At 34.5% G+C, this 22,713-nt stretch carries 21 protein-coding genes; 18 read left to right on the plus strand and 3 right to left on the minus strand.

Annotated elements, in window-relative coordinates; all coding sequences use genetic code 11:
* Window positions 1-9 precede the first annotated feature (9 nt).
* Entirely contained in the window at window positions 10-2,526 is a 2,517-nt protein-coding gene (gene topA, locus RB619_RS17885; RefSeq protein ID WP_308099997.1) for a type I DNA topoisomerase, read from the minus strand.
* A gap of 502 nt (window positions 2,527-3,028) precedes the next feature.
* Here topA and miaB point away from each other — a divergent pair.
* The 10 genes from miaB to RB619_RS17935 all read left to right on the plus strand — a co-directional run bounded on the left by miaB (window position 3,029) and on the right by RB619_RS17935 (window position 13,014).
* Window positions 3,029-4,474, plus strand: coding sequence for a tRNA (N6-isopentenyl adenosine(37)-C2)-methylthiotransferase MiaB (miaB, locus tag RB619_RS17890; RefSeq protein ID WP_308099999.1), 1,446 nt, complete (start codon window positions 3,029-3,031; stop codon window positions 4,472-4,474).
* Between the two features lie 42 nt (window positions 4,475-4,516).
* Window positions 4,517-4,906, plus strand: coding sequence for a GxxExxY protein (locus tag RB619_RS17895; protein WP_308100001.1), 390 nt, complete (start codon window positions 4,517-4,519; stop codon window positions 4,904-4,906).
* A 189-nt stretch (window positions 4,907-5,095) separates the two neighbouring features.
* Entirely contained in the window at window positions 5,096-6,355 is a 1,260-nt protein-coding gene (locus tag RB619_RS17900; protein WP_308100003.1) for a sigma-54 dependent transcriptional regulator, read from the plus strand.
* A gap of 95 nt (window positions 6,356-6,450) precedes the next feature.
* Window positions 6,451-6,969 (plus strand): LptE family protein, encoded by a 519-nt coding sequence (locus RB619_RS17905; RefSeq protein WP_308100004.1) that lies wholly within the window; start codon window positions 6,451-6,453, stop codon window positions 6,967-6,969.
* A gap of 95 nt (window positions 6,970-7,064) precedes the next feature.
* Window positions 7,065-8,531, plus strand: coding sequence for a hypothetical protein (locus tag RB619_RS17910; protein ID WP_308100006.1), 1,467 nt, complete (start codon window positions 7,065-7,067; stop codon window positions 8,529-8,531).
* A 3-nt stretch (window positions 8,532-8,534) separates the two neighbouring features.
* On the plus strand, window positions 8,535-8,870 hold the full coding sequence (secG, locus tag RB619_RS17915) for a preprotein translocase subunit SecG (protein WP_308100008.1): 336 nt from the start codon (window positions 8,535-8,537) through the stop codon (window positions 8,868-8,870).
* Between the two features lie 149 nt (window positions 8,871-9,019).
* Window positions 9,020-9,295: a co-chaperone GroES gene (gene groES, locus RB619_RS17920; RefSeq protein ID WP_012023920.1), complete on the plus strand. Its 276-nt coding sequence runs from the start codon at window positions 9,020-9,022 to the stop codon at window positions 9,293-9,295.
* 150 nt (window positions 9,296-9,445) lie between these two features.
* Window positions 9,446-9,736 carry a four helix bundle protein gene (locus RB619_RS17925; RefSeq protein ID WP_374119731.1) on the plus strand — a complete coding sequence of 97 codons (291 nt, stop codon included), beginning with the start codon at window positions 9,446-9,448 and terminating at the stop codon, window positions 9,734-9,736.
* A 138-nt stretch (window positions 9,737-9,874) separates the two neighbouring features.
* Window positions 9,875-11,503: a chaperonin GroEL gene (groL, locus tag RB619_RS17930; RefSeq protein ID WP_308100021.1), complete on the plus strand. Its 1,629-nt coding sequence runs from the start codon at window positions 9,875-9,877 to the stop codon at window positions 11,501-11,503.
* 308 nt (window positions 11,504-11,811) lie between these two features.
* The gene (locus RB619_RS17935) at window positions 11,812-13,014 is read left to right on the plus strand and encodes an ectonucleotide pyrophosphatase/phosphodiesterase (protein ID WP_308100023.1); all 1,203 of its coding nucleotides are present in this window, start codon (window positions 11,812-11,814) and stop codon (window positions 13,012-13,014) included.
* Between the two features lie 181 nt (window positions 13,015-13,195).
* On the opposite strand, the gene RB619_RS17940 is transcribed toward RB619_RS17935, so the two are convergent.
* Window positions 13,196-14,725 carry a SulP family inorganic anion transporter gene (locus RB619_RS17940; RefSeq protein WP_308100025.1) on the minus strand — a complete coding sequence of 510 codons (1,530 nt, stop codon included), beginning with the start codon at window positions 14,723-14,725 and terminating at the stop codon, window positions 13,196-13,198.
* Between the two features lie 110 nt (window positions 14,726-14,835).
* Window positions 14,836-15,048, minus strand: coding sequence for a hypothetical protein (locus tag RB619_RS17945; RefSeq protein WP_308100027.1), 213 nt, complete (start codon window positions 15,046-15,048; stop codon window positions 14,836-14,838).
* A gap of 509 nt (window positions 15,049-15,557) precedes the next feature.
* Here RB619_RS17945 and RB619_RS17950 point away from each other — a divergent pair.
* From RB619_RS17950 to RB619_RS17985, 8 genes are all read left to right on the plus strand, one after another.
* Entirely contained in the window at window positions 15,558-16,040 is a 483-nt protein-coding gene (locus RB619_RS17950; RefSeq protein ID WP_308100028.1) for a hypothetical protein, read from the plus strand.
* A 545-nt stretch (window positions 16,041-16,585) separates the two neighbouring features.
* Complete coding sequence (locus RB619_RS17955; RefSeq protein WP_308100030.1) at window positions 16,586-16,765, plus strand: DUF3606 domain-containing protein; 180 nt, start codon at window positions 16,586-16,588, stop codon at window positions 16,763-16,765.
* Window positions 16,766-16,937: 172 nt separating this feature from the next.
* Entirely contained in the window at window positions 16,938-17,711 is a 774-nt protein-coding gene (locus RB619_RS17960; protein ID WP_308100032.1) for a DUF1883 domain-containing protein, read from the plus strand.
* A gap of 327 nt (window positions 17,712-18,038) precedes the next feature.
* A complete protein-coding gene (locus RB619_RS17965) occupies window positions 18,039-19,280 on the plus strand; it encodes a TMEM143 family protein (protein WP_308100034.1) in 1,242 nt (413 codons plus the stop codon).
* A 99-nt stretch (window positions 19,281-19,379) separates the two neighbouring features.
* Window positions 19,380-19,844, plus strand: a complete 465-nt coding sequence (locus tag RB619_RS17970) for an Mpo1-like protein (RefSeq protein ID WP_308100036.1) — start codon at window positions 19,380-19,382, stop codon at window positions 19,842-19,844.
* Between the two features lie 261 nt (window positions 19,845-20,105).
* On the plus strand, window positions 20,106-20,852 hold the full coding sequence (locus RB619_RS17975; RefSeq protein ID WP_308100038.1) for a hypothetical protein: 747 nt from the start codon (window positions 20,106-20,108) through the stop codon (window positions 20,850-20,852).
* Window positions 20,853-20,919: 67 nt separating this feature from the next.
* The gene (locus RB619_RS17980) at window positions 20,920-21,600 is read left to right on the plus strand and encodes a metal-dependent hydrolase (RefSeq protein WP_308100040.1); all 681 of its coding nucleotides are present in this window, start codon (window positions 20,920-20,922) and stop codon (window positions 21,598-21,600) included.
* Between the two features lie 206 nt (window positions 21,601-21,806).
* Window positions 21,807-22,658: an alpha/beta hydrolase gene (locus RB619_RS17985; protein WP_308100042.1), complete on the plus strand. Its 852-nt coding sequence runs from the start codon at window positions 21,807-21,809 to the stop codon at window positions 22,656-22,658.
* Window positions 22,659-22,713: the final 55 nt, after the last annotated feature.

Below are 22,713 nucleotides of genomic sequence, written 5' to 3' on the forward strand. Positions count from 1 at the left end.
GTGCTTGTATTATTTCTTTTTAGCTGCTGCTTTTTTAGCTGGAGCTTTCTTTGCTGTTGTTGTCTTTTTTGCTGGAGTTTTTTTAGCTGGTGTTTTAGCCGCAATCATCTCCTGAACTTGAGCCAATGTCAATTTTGTTGCATCAACATCTTTACTTAATTCAATTTTGATTTTGCCTTTTGTAATAACAGAGCGGCCCCAACGTGCTTTTTCAACTAAAATTCCTTCTTCTTCCCAATTGTGAAGCACTTTATCAATGTTCTTCTGCAATTTATCTTCAATCAATTCCTCAACATCAGCCTGAGATAAATTATCAAAATTGTATTTTTTGCTCACATTAACAAAAAGACCATTCCATTTGATAAACGGACCAAAACGTCCCACACCTTTTTGAACAGCTTCTCCTTTATAAATAGCAATTGGCGCATCAGCAAGTGCTTTTTCGTCAATTAACTCCTGAGCTCTTTCTTTTGAAACACCTAAAGGATCTTCTCCTCTTGGCAATGAAATAAAGACGCTTCCATGACGTACGTAAGGACCATAACGGCCATTACTTACTTCAACTTCTTCTCCTTTATATTCACCTAAACTTTTAGGAAGCAAGAACAAATTCAAAGCTTCTTCAAGTGTAATATTTCCAATATTTTGATCAGCCATCAAGCTGGCAAACTTTTTATCTTCATCGTCTGCTTCTCCAATTTGAGCCATTGGGCCAAATTTTCCTAAACGAACAGAAACCTGTCTTCCGTCAGCATCTTTTCCAAGAATTCTTTCACCGCTTTCGCGTTCAGCATTCGCTTCAACTTCTTTTACATTTGGGTGAAATTGATTGTAGAAATCCTGCATCATTTTTGCCCAGTCAATATTCCCTTCGGCAATTTCGTCGAAATCCTGCTCTACTTTTGCAGTAAAGTTGTAATCAAGAATGTTTCCGAAGTTTTTAACTAAGAAATCTGTTACGATTGTTCCGATATCTGTTGGAACTAATTTTCCTTTATCAGAACCTGTATTCTCTTTTAAAACTTTCTCTGCAACCTTGTTATTTTGCAAAGTAAGCTGTGTATAATTACGTTCGTGACCTTCAAGCGTTCCTTTTTCAACATAATTTCTATTGATAATAGTTGAAATAGTTGGCGCATAAGTTGAAGGACGTCCAATGCCAAGTTCTTCTAATTTTTTAACTAAAGAAGCCTCAGTATAACGAGCTGGTGGTCTTGAATATCGTTCTGTAGCTGTAACATAGTTATTAATCAGCTTTTCGTTTACTTTTAATGCCGGAAGCATACCTTCTTGTTCTTCCTCATCATCATCATGTCCTTCCAAATACACTTTTAAGAAACCTTCAAAAAGCAAAACTTCTCCAGAAGCAGTAAAAATTTCGCTATGATTATCTGCTTCAATTTTTACGTTTGTTCTTTCTAACTGCGCGTCGCTCATTTGCGAAGCCAAAGTTCTTTTCCAGATCAAATCGTATAAACGAGCTTGGTCACGATCGATATTTACGCTATGGCGCGACATATCAGTCGGACGAATTGCCTCGTGCGCTTCTTGTGCTCCTTTGCTTTTGTTTGCAAAAGTTCTCGGTTTCGAGAATTCTTTTCCGTATGATTTTATGATTTCTGCTTCAGCAGCGTCCATTGCATCTTTTGAAAGATTCACCGAGTCCGTTCTCATATAAGTAATAAGTCCGGCTTCGTACAAACGCTGTGCTAACTGCATTGTGATTCCAACTGGCAAATACAATTTTCTTGCTGCTTCCTGTTGAAGCGTTGAAGTTGTAAAAGGTGCTGTTGGAGATTTTTTGGTAGGTTTAGTTTCTAAATCGGCTACCTTATATTTAGAACCGATGTTTTTGTTTAAGAAATCTTCGGCTTCTTTTTTAGTATTGAAGTTTTTTGGAAGTTTTGCCTTGAAAGCTTTTCCGGCTTCGTTTACAAATTCAGCAACAATTGAATAAGTTGCTACTGCATTAAAATTCTGAATTTCGCGTTCTCTTTCCACAATCAAACGAACCGAAACAGATTGTACACGACCAGCAGAAAGTCCGCCTTTGATTTTCCTCCATAAAACCGGAGATAATTCGTAACCCACTAAACGGTCTAAAACACGACGTGCCTGTTGTGCATTTACTAAATTATAATCAATTTCTCTTGGATTATCGATTGCTTTAAGAATCGCAGTTTTTGTAATCTCGTGAAAAACAATTCGTTTAGTTTTTTTTGTATCCAATTTCAATTCTTCCGCCAAGTGCCATGAAATAGCCTCTCCCTCGCGGTCCTCATCGGATGCCAACCAAACCATTTCGGCATTCTTAGATAGTGTTTTCAGTTTGCTTACCAAGGCTTTTTTATCCGGAGAAACTTCATACTTAGGTTTAAAACCATTCTCTACATCTACTCCTATTTCCTTTGATGGTAAGTCGGCTATGTGACCATAACTTGACTCCACCTGAAAATCGTTTCCAAGAAATTTCTCGATCGTTTTCGCCTTTGCAGGTGACTCCACTATTACTAAATTCTTTGCCATTGCTCTTATTTTCTGCAACAAAAGTATTTATTTTTTTTAAATATTAACCTTATGAATGAATTTTTGAGTTATTTTAATATTATGTTTCACAAAATTGCAGATTTATCTGTAATCCTACCTATTATATATATAGGTGTAACTTTTAAAGGATTATGACCGAGAATTGTTCTTTTGAAACCGATTGCCCTAGCCCAGATTGAAGTGAAAAGCCCGGAGTAAAAAAAGCAAAAGTTTCTTGTTTTAAAAAAGCGACCAACGGAAGCTCTTTTTAAAACATTAGAAACTTTGCTTTTTTTATGAGGACTTGTAGCGGAAAGCTGGAATAGCTTCTTATAATTATTAATTGTAAATTGTGAGTTGTAAATTTTCACTTAACTATTTTCTAGATTAAAGTCTGCAATTGAGTAATCTATCAAAAATTCGAAAAACATTGTTAATTCTTTCCCTGACATCTTGTCATCTTTATACCTTTTCCCCTATCTTTGCACTTTGAAATTTTACAATGGAAAAGATTATTGAAGAAAGCAAACAGGGTGAAAGTCTTGTTTTAGAGAATAAACCTGAGAATACTAAAAAACTATTTATAGAAAGTTACGGCTGTGCGATGAATTTTTCGGACAGTGAAGTCGTAGCTTCCATTTTATCTGATGGAGGATATAACACTACTTCGGTTTTAGAAGAAGCCGATTTGGTTTTGGTGAACACTTGTTCTATTCGAGACAAAGCCGAACAAACGATTCGCAAACGTCTTGAAAAATACAACGCAGTAAAACGTACCAATCCGAAAATGAAAGTGGGCGTTTTGGGCTGTATGGCGGAACGTTTGAAAAGTCAGTTTCTTGAAGAAGAAAAAATAGTTGATCTTGTTGTTGGTCCTGATGCTTACAAAGATCTTCCAAATTTATTGGCAGAAGTTGAAGAAGGACGTGATGCTATCAATGTAATTTTATCGAAAGAAGAAACATACGGAGATATTTCGCCAGTTCGTTTGATGAGTAATGGAATTACTGCTTTGGTTTCAATCACTCGTGGATGCGACAATATGTGTACGTTTTGCGTTGTGCCTTTTACACGCGGGCGCGAACGTAGCCGTGAGCCACAAAGTATCATGAATGAAATTCAGGATTTGTGGGATAAAGGCTTTAAGGAAATTACACTTTTAGGACAAAACGTTGACAGTTACCTTTGGTATGGTGGCGGATTGAAGAAAGATTTTGTAAACGCTTCTGAAATGCAAAAAGCAACGGCGGTTGATTTTGATCAATTGTTAGAAATGGTTGCTATTGGTTTTCCTAAAATGAGAATTCGATTTTCGACTTCTAATCCGCAAGATATGCACGAAAGCATTTTGCATGTTATTGCGAAATATCCAAATATCTGTAAACACATACACTTGCCGGTTCAGTCTGGAAGCAATAGAATTTTAAAAGAAATGAATCGTTTGCATTCTCGCGAAGAATATATGGCTTTGATTGATAAAATAAGAGCGATTATTCCAGATGCTTCGATTTCACAAGATATGATTGCTGGTTTCCCAACTGAAACTGAAGAAGATCACCAAGACACAATGAGCTTGATGGAATACGTGAAATATAATTTTGGCTATATGTATTCGTATTCTGAACGCCCAGGGACTTTGGCAGGAAGAAAAATGAAAGATGATGTTGAGGAAGAAACCAAAGCTAGAAGACTTCAAGAAATTGTCGATTTACAACAAAAACATGCTTGGTTTAGAAGCGAGGAATTTGTTGGAAAAACAGTTGAAGTTTTAGTTGAGAAGGTTTCTAAAAAATCTAAAGACGAATTTTCTGGAAGAAACTCTCAAAGTATAACAGTAGTTTTCCCGAAGGAGAATTATAAAATTGGAGATTTTGTAAACGTAAAAATTACAAGCTGTACTTCAGGAACATTGAAAGGTGAAGCAGTGGGATTGAGTGAAATGAATTAATTTTTAACCGCAAATTACACAAATTTCCGCAAATTATTTTTTATGATTGATGCCAACGAATATTACTACAAGAAAGATCAAAATTATCAAATTGTAGGCATATGCATGGAAGTACATAGATTATTAGGGCCTGGATTACTTGAAATTGTATATAAAGATGCATTAGAAATTGAATTTAAAAATAACAACATTCCGTATCATCGAGAAAAGGAATTTTCAATAGAATACAAAGGAGTTGTTTTGCCTCATAAATTTTACGCCGATTTCATAGTTTATGAAGATATAATATTAGAGGTAAAATCAGTTAGAGAAATCAGCAATGACCATCTTGCTCAAACATTAAATTACATGAAGCTTGCGGATACTCCTGTTGGAATAATTGCAAACTTTCAAAACAAATCATTAGTACACAAAAGATTGATAAATTCATAAACAGAATTTGCGCTAATTTGTGTAATTTGTGGTTAATTTTAAAATCACTTCTAAAAAACAAACTATCAGTCTGATTTAGAATATTTTACAATAATTCGTGTAAAAAAATATAAGCCAAAGTTTAAGTGTGCAAGGCAAAAGTTCAAACTTGAAACCTGAAACAAATAAAAAACTTGAAACAAAATCTATATGGAAACAGTTCAAGCAATAAAACAACGATTTGAGATTATTGGAAATGATCCAAAATTAAATCGTGCCATCGAAAAAGCCATTCAGGTTGCTCCTACTGATATTTCGGTTATGGTAACTGGGGAAAGTGGTGTTGGTAAAGAAAATATTCCTAGAATTATACATTCGCTTTCGCACAGAAAGCACGGAAAATATATTGCCGTAAACTGCGGAGCGATTCCGGAAGGAACAATTGACAGTGAACTTTTTGGTCACGAAAAAGGAGCTTTTACAGGCGCTACAAGCACGCGTGAAGGCTATTTTGAAGTAGCTGATGGCGGAACTATTTTCCTTGATGAAGTTGGTGAATTGCCTTTGACAACTCAAGTCCGTTTGCTTCGTGTTTTAGAAAATGGCGAATTCATAAAAGTAGGTTCGTCTCAAGTTCAGAAAACGAATGTGAGAATTGTTGCTGCAACCAATGTGAATTTATTCAATGCCATCGAAAAAGGGAAATTCCGTGAGGATTTGTACTATCGTTTAACAACAGTCGAAATTACATTGCCTCCTTTGCGAGAAAGAAATGAAGATATTCATCTATTGTTTAGAAAGTTTGTTGCCGATTTTGCTCATAAATACAAAATGCCTCCTTTAAAACTGGATGATGATGCTGTACAGCTTCTTCAGAAATTTAGATGGAGCGGAAATATTCGTCAACTTCGAAATGTGGCTGAACAAATCTCTGTTTTAGAAACAAACCGCGATATTACATTGGCAACACTTCAGTCGTATTTGCCTGCTGAAGGAAGCAATTTGCCTTCAGTAATTAGCGACAAGAAAAAGGAAAGCGATTTCAGTACAGAAAGAGACATATTATATAAGGTACTTTTTGATATGAAAAGTGACTTGAATGATTTGAAAAAACTGACTTTGGAATTGATGAAAAATGGCGGTTCTTCAAAAATGCAGGATATAAATCCAAATTTAATTCAGAAAATATATGGAAATCAAGAAAGCGACAGCGAAATTGATTTTGAAGAAGAGCCAAGAACAGCTGTTATGACGCCAGCAAGCCGAGAAGATAATTACCAAATTCAGGACGACAATTATTTGTTTGCCGAAACTATTGAGGAAGAAGAAATTTTACGTTTAGAACAGAAAGAAATCGAAATGATCAAAAAATCATTAGAAAAAAACAAAGGAAAACGCAAAGCAGCGGCCGATGAACTTGGTATTTCTGAAAGAACTTTATATAGAAAAATCAAACAATTTGATTTGTAATTTTTGACATAAAGACACAAAATGTTTTTTAAACGAAAATGAATATCTTTGAACCAAGCGTCAGCAAACTGGCAAAGCAACTCTTAAAATTAGAAATGAAAAACTTAAAATATATTTTAATTCTGGTAATCGCAACTACTTTCAGCGGATGCAACGTTTACAACTTTACAGGAACAGGAACTATTGATGCCAAAACGTTTCAGGTTAACTTTTTCCAGAATAATGCAGATTTGATTGAACCTGGAATCGACAGACAATTTACATTAGCGCTTCAGGATTTGATTATGAATCAAACCAACCTGAATTTAGTTAGCAACAGTGGCGATTTAGTTTATGAAGGCGAAATTGTAGATTACAGAATAAGCCCGATGACAGCAACAGCTGCAGACGCAAGTGGTAATTTGGGAGCAGCACAAAACCGTTTGACTATTCGTGTAAATGTAAGATTCTCAAACAGAAAAAAAGAAACGGATGACTTTGAGAAACAATTTGAATTCTATAATGACTTTGCAGGAACAGACCTTCCAACTGGCACAGTTTTAAATAATGCAATTCAAACTATTTTCGAAAGAATTACTCAGGATATTTTCAATGAGTCATTGGCAAAATGGTAATTTCTTGTTTAATTGGTTAACCGTTTAATCGTTTAATCGATTCAACAGTTAAATGATTAAACGATTAAACAATAAAAAACGATTAAACAACAAACATGAACGTAACCGATTATACATACCTAATAAACAAACCTGATACCGTTACAGAAAAACAGGCCGAAACATTAGGAAATGTTTTGAATGAATTTCCATATTTTCAAAGTGCACGCGCATTGCGACTAAAAGGGCTTTACAAACAAAACAGCTTTAAGTATAATTATGCTTTAAAAGTTACGGCCGCGCATACTACAGATCGCTCGGTTTTGTTTGATTTTATTACCTCAGAAGAGTTCACTGCTATTCAGGGCGACTATTATAATCGCAAACTGAACGACCTTTTAAATATCACTGTTTTTGATGTCGAAATTGTTTCGGCAGAAGAAAAAAAGAAACTTGCCGAAGTTCGAATCGATCCAATCGAAAAATCAATTCTAGATTCTATTAAAGAAGCAACATCTTCAACTTTTGAAGAGCCCGCAAAAATTGAAGAAAATCCGATTGAAGAAGTAATCGAAGAACCAATTGCTATTTCTGTTTTAGAAGAAACACCAATTGAATCTGTGATTGAAGAACCAATTATGCTATCTGTTGTAAAGGATGAACCGATTGAATCAATAATTGAAGAACCTGCTGTACTTTCTATTACAGAAGAAACACCAATTATTAAGGAACCAAGCCGTACTTTTCTAGAAGACAGATTAGACGATGAAATTCTGGATATCAGAATAGATCCAATTGAAAAATCGGTTTTTAATGCTATCAAGGAAGCAGAAACTGTAGTTTTTGAAGAAGCTAAAACTGTTGAAGAACCAATCGTTGATGAAGTTCCAGAACCAGTAAATACTTCTGAAAAAATTCCAACACTAGAAGAGTTTATAGAAATTCCAAAAACAGAAACTGTTGAAGAAACTATAACTATTCAAAATTCTGAGGAAATTGAAGTTCCTGAAGCTACAATCCCGGTTTCAGAAACTGAAACACTTCCTGAACCAGAAAAAAACGAAATTGCAGAAGCAGTAAAAATTGCAGAAGAAAAACTGGAAATTGGAAAACCTTTAGATTTTTCTGCGAAAGAGAAACATTCGTTCCAAGAATGGCTACAATTAGCACGAACAGAACCTATTGACAGAACAATAGAAGCCCCGACAGAACAAAATCTGCCGGAAAATACAATTGAAAAAGCAGAACAAACATTCGGAACGGTCGCTGAAGAAGAAAAAACAGAAGAAGAAAAAAAGAAAAAAGCAGAAATTATTGATCGTTTTATAGAAGCCAACCCAAAAATTTCTCCAATAAAACAGACGGCGATAACAGCATCGGTTCAGCTTGAGATCAATAAAGACGAGAGTTCTTATTTAATGACAGAGACTTTAGCCAGAGTATATTTGGAACAAAAAAAATATACAAAAGCAATTCAAGCATATGAAATATTAATTTTGAAATATCCAGAAAAAATTACTTTCTTTGCAGACCGCATATCGGATATAAAGATTTTACAACAAAATAACAATAACAATAATTAAGTAATGAGCACATTTTCAATTTTTTTAGTTTTAATCACAATAGTTTGTTTTCTATTGATCGTAGTAATCATGGTTCAAAACCCTAAAGGAGGAGGATTATCTTCTACTATCAGCGGAACACAAATGTTAGGCGGTGTACAAAAAACAACTGACTTTTTAGATAAAAGTACTTGGACATTAGCTACTATTTTGATCGTTTTAATTTTACTTTCAAGCTTAAGCTTTACAGGTTCATTAAACGATACTGGATCTAAAATTATTGAGAAGACAGAAGCTCCTGCAACTACACCAGCAGCTCCTGCTCAAGGAACTCCTGCACCTGCAGCTCCAGCAAAATAATTATAGCTTGATATAAAATCTAATGCCAGCCTGTCAAAGCTGGCATTTTTTTTAAGAAAAAATGTCAGTTTATGGAGCATGGCATAATTTCTGAAATCCAATAGAACATAAAAAACGTATAACTTATAATAAATATAAAATATAAAATCATGGCTTTAAACATTAAACCGCTTTCAGATCGCGTACTTATTGAGCCTGTTGCAGCTGAAACTAAAACTGCCTCAGGTATTTTTATTCCAGATACTGCTAAAGAAAAACCTCAAAAAGGAACTGTAGTTGCAGTAGGAAACGGATCTAAAGATCATACTATGACTGTAAAAGTTGGCGATACTGTTCTTTATGGCAAATATGCAGGAACAGAATTAAAATTAGAAGGAACTGATTATTTGATTATGCGTGAGGACGACATCTTAGCGATAATCTAAAGATTGCTGTAAGCCGTAAGCTTTAAGCTATAAGCTTCCCAAAAAAGCCTATAGCCTACTGCCTAAAGCATAAAGCTTCAAAAAAATGAGAGATTTAAGAAATATGATATTTGGCAACTAAGCCACTCTTTTACTTTAGAAACCTATAAAATGACTTCTTTATTTCCAAAAGAAGAATTATACGGATTAACAAGTCAAATAAGAAGGGCTTCTTCATCAATACCAACTAATATTAGTGAAGGATGTGGAAGAAACAGTGACAAAGAATTTAATCAATTTCTCAATATTGCTTTGGGTTCTGCAAATGAGACAGAATATCTTTTGATTTTAGCTAAAGATTTACAATATCTAAATATGGAAATTGCTCAAAATCAAATAGAAAAAATCAACAGTATAAAAAGCAAAATTTATAAATTAAAACAATTACTAGTTTCGCAATAGGCTGTAAGCCGTAAGCTGTAAGCTTCTAAACAAAGCGTAAAGCCTACCGCCTAAAGCTTAAAGCAAATAAAAAACAAATACTAATTCAGCAGTAGAAAAGCCTAAAGCTTATAGCCTACTGCCTAAAGCAATATAAAAATGGCAAAAGATATAAAATTTGATATTGAAGCACGTGACGGATTAAAACGTGGTGTTGATGCATTAGCAAACGCTGTAAAAGTAACTCTTGGACCAAAAGGTCGTAACGTAATCATCGGGAAATCATTTGGTGGACCAACTGTTACTAAAGATGGTGTTTCTGTTGCAAAAGAAATCGAATTAAAAGACGCATTAGAAAATATGGGTGCGCAAATGGTGAAAGAAGTTGCTTCTAAAACCAATGATTTAGCGGGTGACGGAACTACAACTGCTACAGTTTTAGCTCAAGCAATCGTAAAAGAAGGTCTTAAAAACGTTGCTGCAGGTGCAAATCCAATGGATTTAAAACGCGGTATCGACAAAGCAGTTGAAACTATCGTTGCTGACTTAGCAAAACAAGCTAAAGTAGTTGGAAGCGATTCTGATAAAATCAAACAAATTGCTTCTATCTCTGCTAACAATGACGAAGTTATTGGTGAATTAATCGCTACTGCTTTCGCTAAAGTTGGAAAAGAAGGTGTTATCACTGTTGAAGAGGCTAAAGGAACTGATACTTTCGTTGACGTTGTTGAAGGAATGCAGTTTGACAGAGGATATCTTTCTCCTTACTTCGTAACAAATCCAGAGAAAATGGAAGTTGAATTAGACTCTCCATACATCTTATTATACGACAAAAAAGTATCTTCTTTAAAAGAATTACTTCCAGTCTTAGAGCCAGTTGCGCAATCAGGAAAACCATTATTGATTATTGCTGAAGATGTTGACGGAGAAGCTCTTTCTACATTAGTAGTAAACAAATTAAGAGGTGCTCTTAAAATTGCTGCAGTAAAAGCTCCAGGTTTTGGCGACAGAAGAAAAGCAATGTTAGAAGATATCGCAATCTTGACTGGTGGAACTGTAATTTCTGAAGAAAGAGGTTATACATTAGAAAACACAACTATCGAAATGTTAGGAAACGCAAAAAGAGTTTCTATCGATAAAGACAACACTACAATTGTAAGTGGTGCTGGTGAAGCTGATATTATCAAAAACAGAGTAAACCAAATTAAAGGTCAGATGGAAACTACTACATCTGATTATGATAAAGAAAAATTGCAAGAGCGTTTGGCTAAATTAGCTGGTGGTGTTGCTGTTCTTTATGTTGGTGCTGCTTCTGAAGTTGAAATGAAAGAGAAAAAAGACAGAGTTGACGATGCTTTACACGCAACTCGTGCTGCTGTTGAAGAAGGAATTGTTGCTGGTGGTGGTGTTGCTTTATTAAGAGCAAAACTTGCTTTAGCTGACTTAAAAGCTGACAACGCTGACGAAGCAACTGGAATCCAAATTGTTTCTCGTGCAGTTGAATCTCCATTAAGAACTATCGTTGAAAACGCTGGTCTTGAAGGTTCTGTTGTTGTGGCTAAAGTAGCTGAAGGTTCTGGTGATTTTGGATACAATGCAAAAACTGACGAATATGTAGATATGCTTAAAGCTGGAATTATCGATCCTAAAAAAGTAACTCGTGTAGCTCTTGAAAATGCTGCATCTGTTTCTGGAATGATCCTTACTACAGAATGTGCATTAATTGATATTAAAGAAGAAAGCGCTGGCGGAATGCCAATGGGTGGCGGTATGCCAGGAATGATGTAATTCATTCTCTTCTTAAAACTTAAAGCGCCAGATGAATGTCTGGCGCTTTTTTTTACCACAAATTGCACGAATTTCCACGAATTGTTTTGCGTAAAATAAGGTTTGCCGCAGATTATAATCTTTTTAATCCTTTAATCTGTGGCAAAAAAACATTTTTAAAGATTAGAAAAAATAATTTGCGGAAATTCGTGTAATTACTTCGTCAGTTCGCTATCGCTCGGGTCGTGGCTAACTTTTTTATTTAACATTCTCTTTTTCTTTAAAAAATCTGTTATCTCTACCTTTGCTCTTCTATTTAAAATTGCAAAATGAGAAAATTCACAACTTACCTTTTATCTTTCACATTCTTACTACTTACTACTTTTTTACAAGCCCAAGCTAATAAAGATACTTACGTCGTTTTAGTTTCTATGGATGGATTTCGCTGGGATTTTCAAAAACAGTTTAATCTTCCAAATTTGAAGCAGATTGAAAAAGAAGGCGTTCATGCTAAATCAATGAAACCTTCTTATCCAACAAAAACTTTCCCAAATCATTATTCTATTGTCACAGGACTTTATCCAGATCACCACGGAATTATAAACAATGTTTTTTATGATGCTTCTCTGAATCAATCTTTTTCATTGTCAAGCGATGCAAAAAATGATTCGAGATTTTACGGTGGAAGCCCAATTTGGAATTTAGCTGAACAACAAGGTGTAAAAACAGCTTCGTTCTTCTGGCCGGGTTCTGATATTGACCAAAAAAATCCAAGTATTTACAAAAAATACGATAATAAGATTCCATACGGAGCGCGAATTGATACGGTTTTAAAATGGTTACAGCTTCCTGAAAAACAGCGTCCGCATTTGGTTACTTTATATTTTGATGAGCCTGATCATACGGGACATAATTTTGGTCCGCTTTCACCAGAAAATAAAAAAATGGTCATCAAAATGGATTCTATTATGGGCGAATTATCCAGAAGATTAGATCAGCTTTCTATTGGAAAAAAAATCAATTTGATTATTGTTTCTGATCACGGAATGGCAAATATCAGCGATGATAAAAAAGTAGCCATTTTAGATTATTTAAAACCAGAATGGCTGGGTTACAAAGATGTAATTAACCCAATTATGAGTCTCCAGGCAAAAGCAGGTTATAAAGATTCTATTGCAAATGCTTTGAAAAAAGTACCTCATATTCATTTTTGGAAATCAACTGAAGTTCCAAAAAGATTGCATTACGGAACCAACCCGCGAGTTCATGATTTTGTGATTGAAGCTGATAAAGGTTGGAGTTTAGTTGCTAAAAAATCTCAGAACATAAAAGGCGGCACGCATGGTTACGACAACAACGAAAAAGATATGCACGCCATTTTTTATGCGAAAGGTCCAAATTTTAAAGTTGATAAAAGAATCAAAACATTTCAAAATGTTTCGGTTTATCCTTTAATTGCACATATTTTAGGCTTACAAATTGGTGACATTGACGGAAAATTAAGTGATGCAAAATCAGCTTTAGCCAATTAGAAAATGTGTCAATTTGAAAATTAGATAATTATTTCAACAGCGTTTATTGTAAAGGCGCACAGCAGTGCGTCTACGTTACGCAAATCAGACATTCTGGTTACGTTGTGTAGACGCACTACTGTGCGTCTCTACGGAAAATTGGAGCGTTAATTCTCAATTAATAATTCACAATTAACCATTATTAAGACACCACTTTATAAGTCGGATCCTCGATAACATTTACCTTAATAACAGCATCTGCATTTTTCAATAATTGTCTGCAGTCTTCGCTTAAATGTTTTAACTCAACTATTTTATTTTGTTGATTGTATTTTTGGGTCAAATTGTTCAGTGCTTCGATTGCCGACATATCAGAAATACGGCTTTCTTTAAAATCAATTATTACTTGATTTGGATCATTTTGAATATCAAATTTCTCCATAAAAGCAGTAACAGACCCAAAAAATAACGGCCCGTAAATTTCGTAATTTTTTACGCCGTTTTCATCAATAAAATGTCTGGCACGAATTCTTTTGGCACTTTCCCAAGCAAAAACCAAAGCCGAGATAATTACACCAATTAAAACCGCTAAAGCTAAATTATGCAATACAATTGTAATTAAGGCAACTAAAATCCCAACAAAAATATCATGTCTTGGCATTTTGTTTATAATTCTGAAGCTTGCCCATTCAAAAGTAGTAATGGCCACCATCATCATTACTCCGACCAAAGCTGCCATTGGCAATTTTCCGATAACGGGAGCTCCAAAAAGAATAATTATTAAAATGGTTAAAGAAGCAATTATTCCCGAAAGTCTTGCCCGTGAACCTGCACCAAGATTCACTAAAGTTTGCGCAATCATTGGGCAACCACCCATTCCGTAGAAAAATCCGTTTAAGATATTCGAACTTCCCTGCGCAATACATTCACGATTACTATTGCCGCGAGTTCCAGTAATTTCGTCCACTAAATTCAGTGTAAGTAAACCTTCAGTCAAACCAACTGCGGCAACAATTACTGAATATGGAAATATGATTTTTAAAGTCTCAAACGAAAGAGGAATATTCGGAATATGAAAAGGTGGAAATCCGCCTTGAACAGAGGCAATGTCTTCAACCGTTTTGGTTTCGATATTAAAGATAATAACCAAAGCAAAAACAACCATAATTGCCACTAAAGAAGCCGGAACTGCTTTTGTGATTTTAGGAAAAACCAAAACAATAGCAATCGTCAGTGCAACTAATCCCAGCATAATATACAGCGGAGTTCCCTGAAGCCAAGAAACCTGACCGTTAATCACAGTTTTAAATTGCTCTAACTGCGACATAAAAATCACAACCGCCAATCCGTTTACAAAACCAAACATAACAGGCTGAGGAACCAATCGAATAAACTTTCCGAGTTTAAAAAGTCCGATACAGATTTGAACCACACCACCAAGCGCGACGGCTGCAAAAACATATTCTATTCCGTGTGATTTCATTAGGGCAATTAAAACAATCACCGTCGCTCCTGCTCCGCCCGAAATCATTCCAGGTCTTCCGCCAAAAATAGCCGTTACTAATCCGGCAATAAAAGCCGCATACAAACCAACCAAAGGTGGAAATCCAGCCAAAATAGCAAATGACAACGACTCTGGAATCATAGTCATAGCGACAGTTAAACCAGCTAAAATTTCGTTTTTGTAATTGACTTTTTGAGTAAAATCGAAGAGTTGGAACGCTTTTTTCATAGACCGCAAATGTAGAGAATATTGGCCGAAAAGAGAACAAGGTATTTGTATCAAAAAAACAGATTACTCAAAGCACAAAACATGATTAATACTCTTTTTAATAAAATAAATTATTCCAGCCTGACACAGGTATACCCCAGACAATGTACATAATCAATTATATTATCGCATTCAAGGTCAACACCTTCGACCCTTAATATCTTATCGCAGTCTTCCAAATCAAAATTAATTCTGTAATCTGGAAACTGACTCTGAATAACAGCAATAACATAATTTTTATCTGCCTCTTTCTGTACATTTGTTTTGAAAACTTCCACTACCATAACCTCTTAGATTTGAGCAATTTAAAGTTAAGAAAAAACTTTCGTTCAAACAATTAGAAAATGTAGCAATTCGGAAATTTTACAATTACATAATAAACTCAAAAACTATTTGTAAAATCACGTATAAATACCTAGTACACAGTCTTTATTAATCACTATACTTGTGTTATAAAATTGTAAATATTATCATGATTTTCGGTAGGTTGAAAATCCAATAAATGTTTATACTAAATTTTGGGGCATAAAGTGAGACAGCAAATAGGCAGCATTTGTGAGTCTCACTTTTATTTTTAAGTTATTATCCACTTCCAAATAATTTTCTTTAAAAGAAGCGTAAACATTAGTGATGTTTGCGCTTTTTAATGACCAAAAGAAATTTATGACCAAACTAATATTTATTAGTACTATCCTAAACTATCACAACTAAACCGCATTTAGGCCATTAGGTAATCTAGTCCTCTTTTAAGTTTACAGAAATAATTTATTTTTTAACTTAAATCAAAAAGATTATGCCTTTAGAAAACCTCAACGGACTTCATTACACTGCTGCCGAAAAAACAAATGTTATTGCGTCAATGACCAGCATGGAGAATTCGCTTACTGCAAAATTTAAAAACCTTACTCCCGAAGAAAGAACGAAGTACGGAAGCGTAAACGAGCAAAACAAACTCTTAATTAACAAAGTAAAAGATTTTAGAAACAGCCAACCCGCAATGAGCAGTCCTGATGTTGACTGGATGGAGTTTCAAAATGATTGTGACTCAAGAGAGTTCCTACAAAACACCATTATGCGTTTAGAAGCTTTGCTGGGCAATCTTAAAAACAACAAAACCCTCCACGATTATGATTGTTATCACGCTGCCTTAACCGATTACGACTACAGCAAATACAAAGCAGGAAGCAAGGCTGCAGGGTTTGAAGTTAAAGTAAAAGAGCTGGCGCAGTTTTTTCCAAGAACTTCTTCAACAAAGCTAACTGACGAACCAGCATAATATAATGTGATTTTAAAAATCAAACCTCCAGAAAATAAATTTTTGGAGGTTTTTTTTATGCTTTATCTCTTCACGCATATGCGTTTAGGTCTTTTTATGAAGTGTTTAAGTTAATTGGCTATCTTTTATTGTCGCGAACCCAAAACTTTAGGCTCTCTGACGTAAAATTTTAGGTTAGCGACCTAATAGTTTAGACTTATTATCTAAAACTTTAGCCTTTCTGCATAAACTTTTCGCCAAATAACCTAAACACTTCATAAAAAGACCTAAACGCTTCGATAAAAACACGTATAAATACTTGTTGGTTGGGGTTTTATTTATTGATATAATTGTTTGAGAATAAATTTAGTGGAATATGGATTTCCGTAAAATATAAAATTACTGAATATTGAAATTTGTTTTCAATGTAGGCAACTATTATAGTAACAAGATTAAAAGACACCTAAATAATGAATTACAAATCAATCTATTTTGACTAGTCGAAAAATTCACAAACACTCATAAGCTGGAGTGGAAATCAGCTAAATTTTAATATTATCATAGATATGTGGAATGATGATTTAAGTAAAAAAAGGCCTCAAGATTCAAGCAAGATTAGTCTTACGGAATCATGGGAGGTTACCTATTGGTGCGGAGCATTGGGTGTTTCAGAAGCTAAATTGCGAGAAGCAGTTAAGGCAGTTGGTCATTCAGCAGCAGCAGTAAGAGGATATCTTGGCAAGTAACAAACCGAGAAAATGTTCTAGGAGGGAGTTTTAAACTTCCTCTTTGTAAAATACTTACAACCCTTTTTCACTTTAATCTACTTAATTACAGTGACGCTTAATGCAACTCCGAGTTATATGATTTACAAATACTCCAATATTAAAAATCTACTATTAAATTAAATCTATCATTATGAATTTCACACATTACGACCTAGGAAGAAAAGAACGAGGACAAATTATAGAAATCACATTATCAGGTAGCGCTGCCAATGTGAGATTGATGGATAGCTCAAATTTTCAGAATTACAGAAATGGAAGAACTCACAGATATAGTGGTGGTCTCGCCAGAAAATCACCAATTCGTCTTGTGGTTCCAAGCACAGGAAATTGGCATGTAACTATTGATATGAATGGACTAAGAGGCACTGTTAAATCAAGTGTAAGAACTTTGCCTGGGGCTTTGCCTGATCTAAGACAACCTGCTCTTTCCACGGTACCCTCTTTAGTTCATAAAGATGATTATTTCCCAGATAATGATGATAATGGTGAAAAAGAATATGACGTCTTTATATCCCATGCATCGGAGGATAAGGACGAAGTTGTAAGACCTTTAGCTAATGCCTTAAAATTAGAAGGTTTACGAGTATGGTATGACGAATTTGAATTAAAAATTGGTGATAGTTTGCGTCGAAAAATAGATAAAGGATTAGCGAATAGCAAATTTGGAGTTGTTGTTCTTTCGAAGAATTTCATAAAAAAAGGATGGACAAACTATGAACTAGATGGAATTATTACTAAATCAGTAAGTGGCGAGCAAATTGTATTACCAATTTGGCACGATATTACAAAAAAAGAGGTCATGGATTTTAGTCCATCTCTAGTTGATAAATTAGCCAGAAATACCGCATCTTATACCGTCGAAGAAATTGCAATCGAGATTGCAGAAGTAATTCGAGAATCATAATCTTTATCAAAAAAAAAAAAAACGTATAAATACCTATTGCCTCCATTTTAATTAATGGTAATATTGCAACCGAATAATTTTTACTGTAGAATTTAATTTTCCGAAAGGTAAATTAGTAAAATATTGTCATTTTTTTTGAACGCTAAAATGAGATTTCAGATCGCTTGCTACGATTCGAAATCTCTTTTTTTTGTAAATATTATAAACCGTTTCCTGCTTTCGGAAAGTTAAACTTGATACTGAACTGCAATCAAATAGGAGAAGCTATTAAAACTTCATACATTTGTAGCTTCCATGCCTAAGAACAAGTTAAGCCCAAAAATCAATATGACACGAGAACATTATATTCCATTCAACAAGGAATTCTTACTCGAACAACAAATTACTGCTCTTGCAGAAGACACAGAAAAAGCTGCTGCTTTTAGAAATCTATTCGAAATAATTGAGCATTATTATCATTACGAATCTTTTAATCTCAATAAAAATCTAAAACAAAACTACGCCTTATTTGATCCGGATTTAAGCGAAAAAGAACGCGAAGGATTTATTGGCAAAAGTGATTTTTCTGTCTTTAAAGAAACATTGCAAACAGTTTTAGACCGCGGTAATTATCACAGAATTGACAAGAAAACTCTAGAAACAGCTTTTGCAGAATCTGATTTGATTGGCCTGGATTTATCGATTGATTTTAATGCTTTTAAAGATTATGAACTATACGTTCGCGGTCATCATCAAGCAACAGAAAAAATTTCGAAATACTTTTTCTGGAAGAAAGAAGTCGAAATTGAATACTACGATCGTGTCTTAATTTATTTGAATTATAGCGACGCTGATTATTTAAGCGAAAAGAAAGTCAAATTAGGAAAAATGCCTATCGACCCGGGTTCTATTGCTTTGAAAATCTTTAAACGAGTTCCTAAAAACGATCTTGAAACGATTTTCCCAAATGCTATTCCGAGAATGTCTTTGAAGGATAAATTGTTGCTTTGGGTTCCGGGAATTTTTGGTGGAATTTCGTTATTAAGTGCCAAAGTAATTCCGGCCTTAATTAATATGTATAATGCTTATGAAACTGGCGAAGCTATCGATTTGCTAAACAGCAAAACTTCACTAAATCAAGGTTTAATCGCTTTAGGGATTTTGTCTATTTATTGTTTCCGCCAATACAACAACTTTGTAAACAAAAAAATAAGGTATTCTAAAATTCTTTCTGACAGTTTGTATTTCAAAAACCTCGGAAACAACAGCGGTGCTTTTTATTCCCTTTTAAATTCATCTGAAGAAGAAGTTTTAAAAGAAACCATTTTAGCTTATTCTTTTTTAAACCGAAGCACGCATCCGCTTACGGCTGAGGAACTGGATGCGCAAATAGAATCTTGGTTTGAATTAAAATTAAAAACCGAATTAGATTTTGATGTAAATGATGCTTTATTGAAATTGAAGAGCATTGGCCTTGGAAATGAAAACAACGGAAAATGGAGCGTTATTCCGTTAAACGATGCGCTTATCAAAATTGACGAATTGTGGGATAATGTGTTTGACTATAATAAAGTGAGTCTAGAAAACTAAAAACTCAAAAAAATCTCATTCTTTAGTTATTGTTTTCATGTCATAATTGTAAAAGAAATTTCATTAGATTTACGACAACTAACTATTAAAACCACAAAAATGAGAACATTAGATCAATGGTTTGCAGAATATGCTGTAAGTCACCAAAACCCAAAAAACAAAGCCATACATTACATTTGCGTACCGGCCATCTTCTTTTCAATCGTAGGATTGTTAATGAGTATTCCGAGTAGCATTATTGCCAATACTTTAAAACTGAATGCACCAATTATCGAAAATTGGGCTTTTGTGGTTTTGCTTTTTGTTCTAATTTTTTATATCCGATTATCTGTGGGAATGGCTATTAAAATTGCCGTTTTCTCAGCAATTTGTCTGGTTGCAAACTATTACATTGGTCAGTTTGTACCGTTATGGATCTTCTCAATTGGCGTTTTTGTTATTGCATGGATCGGACAATTTTATGGTCATAATATCGAAGGCAAAAAACCATCTTTCTTAAAAGATCTTCAGTTTTTATTGATTGGTCCAGCTTGGGTTGTAGAGAATTTGTTTTCTCGAAAATAGATTTTAATGGCACACGGATGACGCAGATTAAAACGGGTTAAAACGGATTTTACACAAGCTTGTCATTTCGAGGGACGAGAAATCTCCGCAAGAAACTCCATGATCTAAATCGTCAATCTTTGTAGAGCTACTCGCGAAGATTCCTCGTTCCTCGGAATGACAAAAATGCGTTAAAAACAACACAAAAACATTATTAATCACTAATTACCAGATACTTACAAAATATTCTCATAACTTTATCTTTCGATAAATAAAATAGTTATGAAAATAAATGCCAAAGAAGTCAAAATTGAAAGTTATGATGTTTTTACCTATAGACGCATCAGACGCGCGATTGGATATCTAGGAATAAGTCTGCCCATACTTTTGGTAGGCTTTTCTTTAATTTCTTTTTTTCAAACGCAAATTCAGCCTTCTATCAGCGATTATTACTACACAAATTTGAGGGAGATTTTCACCGGAACTTTGTGTGCTGTCGGTTTATTTTTAATCCGATACAAAGGCCACGGAAATACTTCAATTTGGAAAAACGATAATTTATTGACCAATGTTGCCGGAATCATGGCCATTGGCGTAGCTCTAATTCCGACAAATCCCGCTGATTTTTCTCAAAAAATATACACTTTCATTCCATCGGCTAAAACTTGGCTTGGCTGGCTTCATTATGGTTTTGCTGGCGTTTTCTTTTTAATCTTGGCTTTGCTTGCAATCAATGTTTTTACAATTGGCCAAGTAAACGAAACTAGAACTCCTAAAAGCATTTTAAATGAAAACAACATATATAAATTTTGCGGTTACACCATTTTAGTTTCATTAATTCTCGTTCCCATTTCTGGAAAATTTAAACTGTTTGCTTATTCAACTTTGGTTTTTGAAACTATTGCGCTTTTTGCTTTCGGAATTGCTTGGCTCATTAAAGGGCGCGCGCTTGGCGATCAAGGAAAAATAGGCCAGAAATTATATCAAGAAAATAATGCTGTTGATACTGAAAAAATATTGGAAGAATGAACGGCATATCATTTGCCCCTAAAATCTCAAACTATTTAATAATTATTAATTTCTAAATTATACTATTATGAAAGTAACGTATTACGGGCATTCTTGTTTTTCGGTTTTGGCTAATGGAAAACATCTCCTCTTTGACCCTTTTATCACACCAAATGAATTAGCAAAAGACATTAATGTTGACGAAATAAAAGCCGATTATATTTTTATTTCGCACGCACATTATGACCACATACTTGATGTTGAACGAATTGCAAAAAATACTGGAGCCAAGGTTTTAGGCAATTTTGAAATTTACAACTGGCTCTTAAAAAACGGAATCGAAAATGCGCATCCAATCAATCCCGGCGGGAAGTTTGATTTTGACTTTGGAAGAGTAAAATGTGTTATTGCACAGCATCCGAGCAGTTTTATGGATGGAAGTTATGGTGGCATCGCAACTGGTTTTGTACTAACAACTCCCGACGGAAATTTTTATTACAGCGGCGATACAGCGCTTACGCTGGACATGAAGCTGATTCCGAAATTTACCAAATTAGATTTTGCTGTTTTCCCAATTGGCGACGGACTCACAATGGGAGTTGAAGAAGCCATTGAAGCTTCAAAACTTGTTGAAGTGACAAAAATACTAGGCGTCCACTATGATACTTTTGGTTTTATTATTATGGATCATCAAAAGGCAACTGATGCTTTTACAAACGCAAATCTTCATTTGTTTCTTCCAAAAATTGGAAGCACAATTGAAATTTAATTTTTCTAAATACCGCTAAATGACATTCTTTTAGCGAAATAAAACAAAAAAATAATCTCAAAAATATTGCGAATGCCTATTGATAAAAATATTTTATGAAAGGCATTAAAATTGTTTTCATTTAATTTATTAGTAACCAAAAACGCAAAAAATAGCGAGCTTAAATCAGCACTATTTCTTTGATGTTTAAAATAAATTTATCAATTATGAATGCACATAAAACAACCGCCACTACTTCGGAAACACAATTTGCTGATTTATCAGACAGAAAGATTGCTTATAGATCAATTGGCAACGGAACTCCGCTTATCTTAATTAACCGATTTAGAGGAACGATTGATACCTGGGATCCTTTATTTCTGGATCTTCTTGCCGAAAAATACAGGGTAATTACTTTTGATTATTCGGGAATTGGTTATTCAACTGGAACTTTGCCAACAGATGTAAAGGAAGTTGCTAAAGACGTAAAAGATCTGGCAGATTATTTAAAAATTGAGAAAGCCATTTTTATAGGCTGGTCGTATGGCGGGCTGGTTACGCAAGCCGCAATGCATCAATATCCAGACTTGGTTACGCATACCGTATTGCTAGGAACGGGACCAATCGGAAAAAGAGTTGTCCCACTTGAACAATCTTTTCTAGATCACGCTTTAAAACCAATAAATGACCTTAATGATGAAATTGTACTTTTCTTTGAACCAGAATCTGAAGAAAGCAGAAAAGCAGCAAAAGCGTCACACGACCGAATTGTACAACGAATTGATGTTTCTAAAATTCCATCAACTATGGATGTTTTTCAACTGTATTTTGCAGGAGGAGAAAACGCCGCCGAAGACAAAGAAAATTACAGAGATAAACTGAAAACCACAAAAACACCAATTTTGATAATTTCTGGAGATCACGACACTAGTTTTGCTGTTGAAAACTGGTATCCGCTTACGAGACAATTACCTACAGCGCAATTAATTTTATTGCCTCAAACAGGGCATGCGCCACAACATGAGCACGTTAATCTAGTTGTAAACTATATTGATCTTTTCTTAGAGAGTACGAAATAGTTTTAAAACATAAAATCAAAATGGGGTAAAAAGAGAATTTCTTTTGCCTCATTTT

The organism is Flavobacterium sp. LHD-80, from assembly GCF_030929605.1.
Taxonomy (GTDB): Bacteria; Bacteroidota; Bacteroidia; order Flavobacteriales; family Flavobacteriaceae; genus Flavobacterium.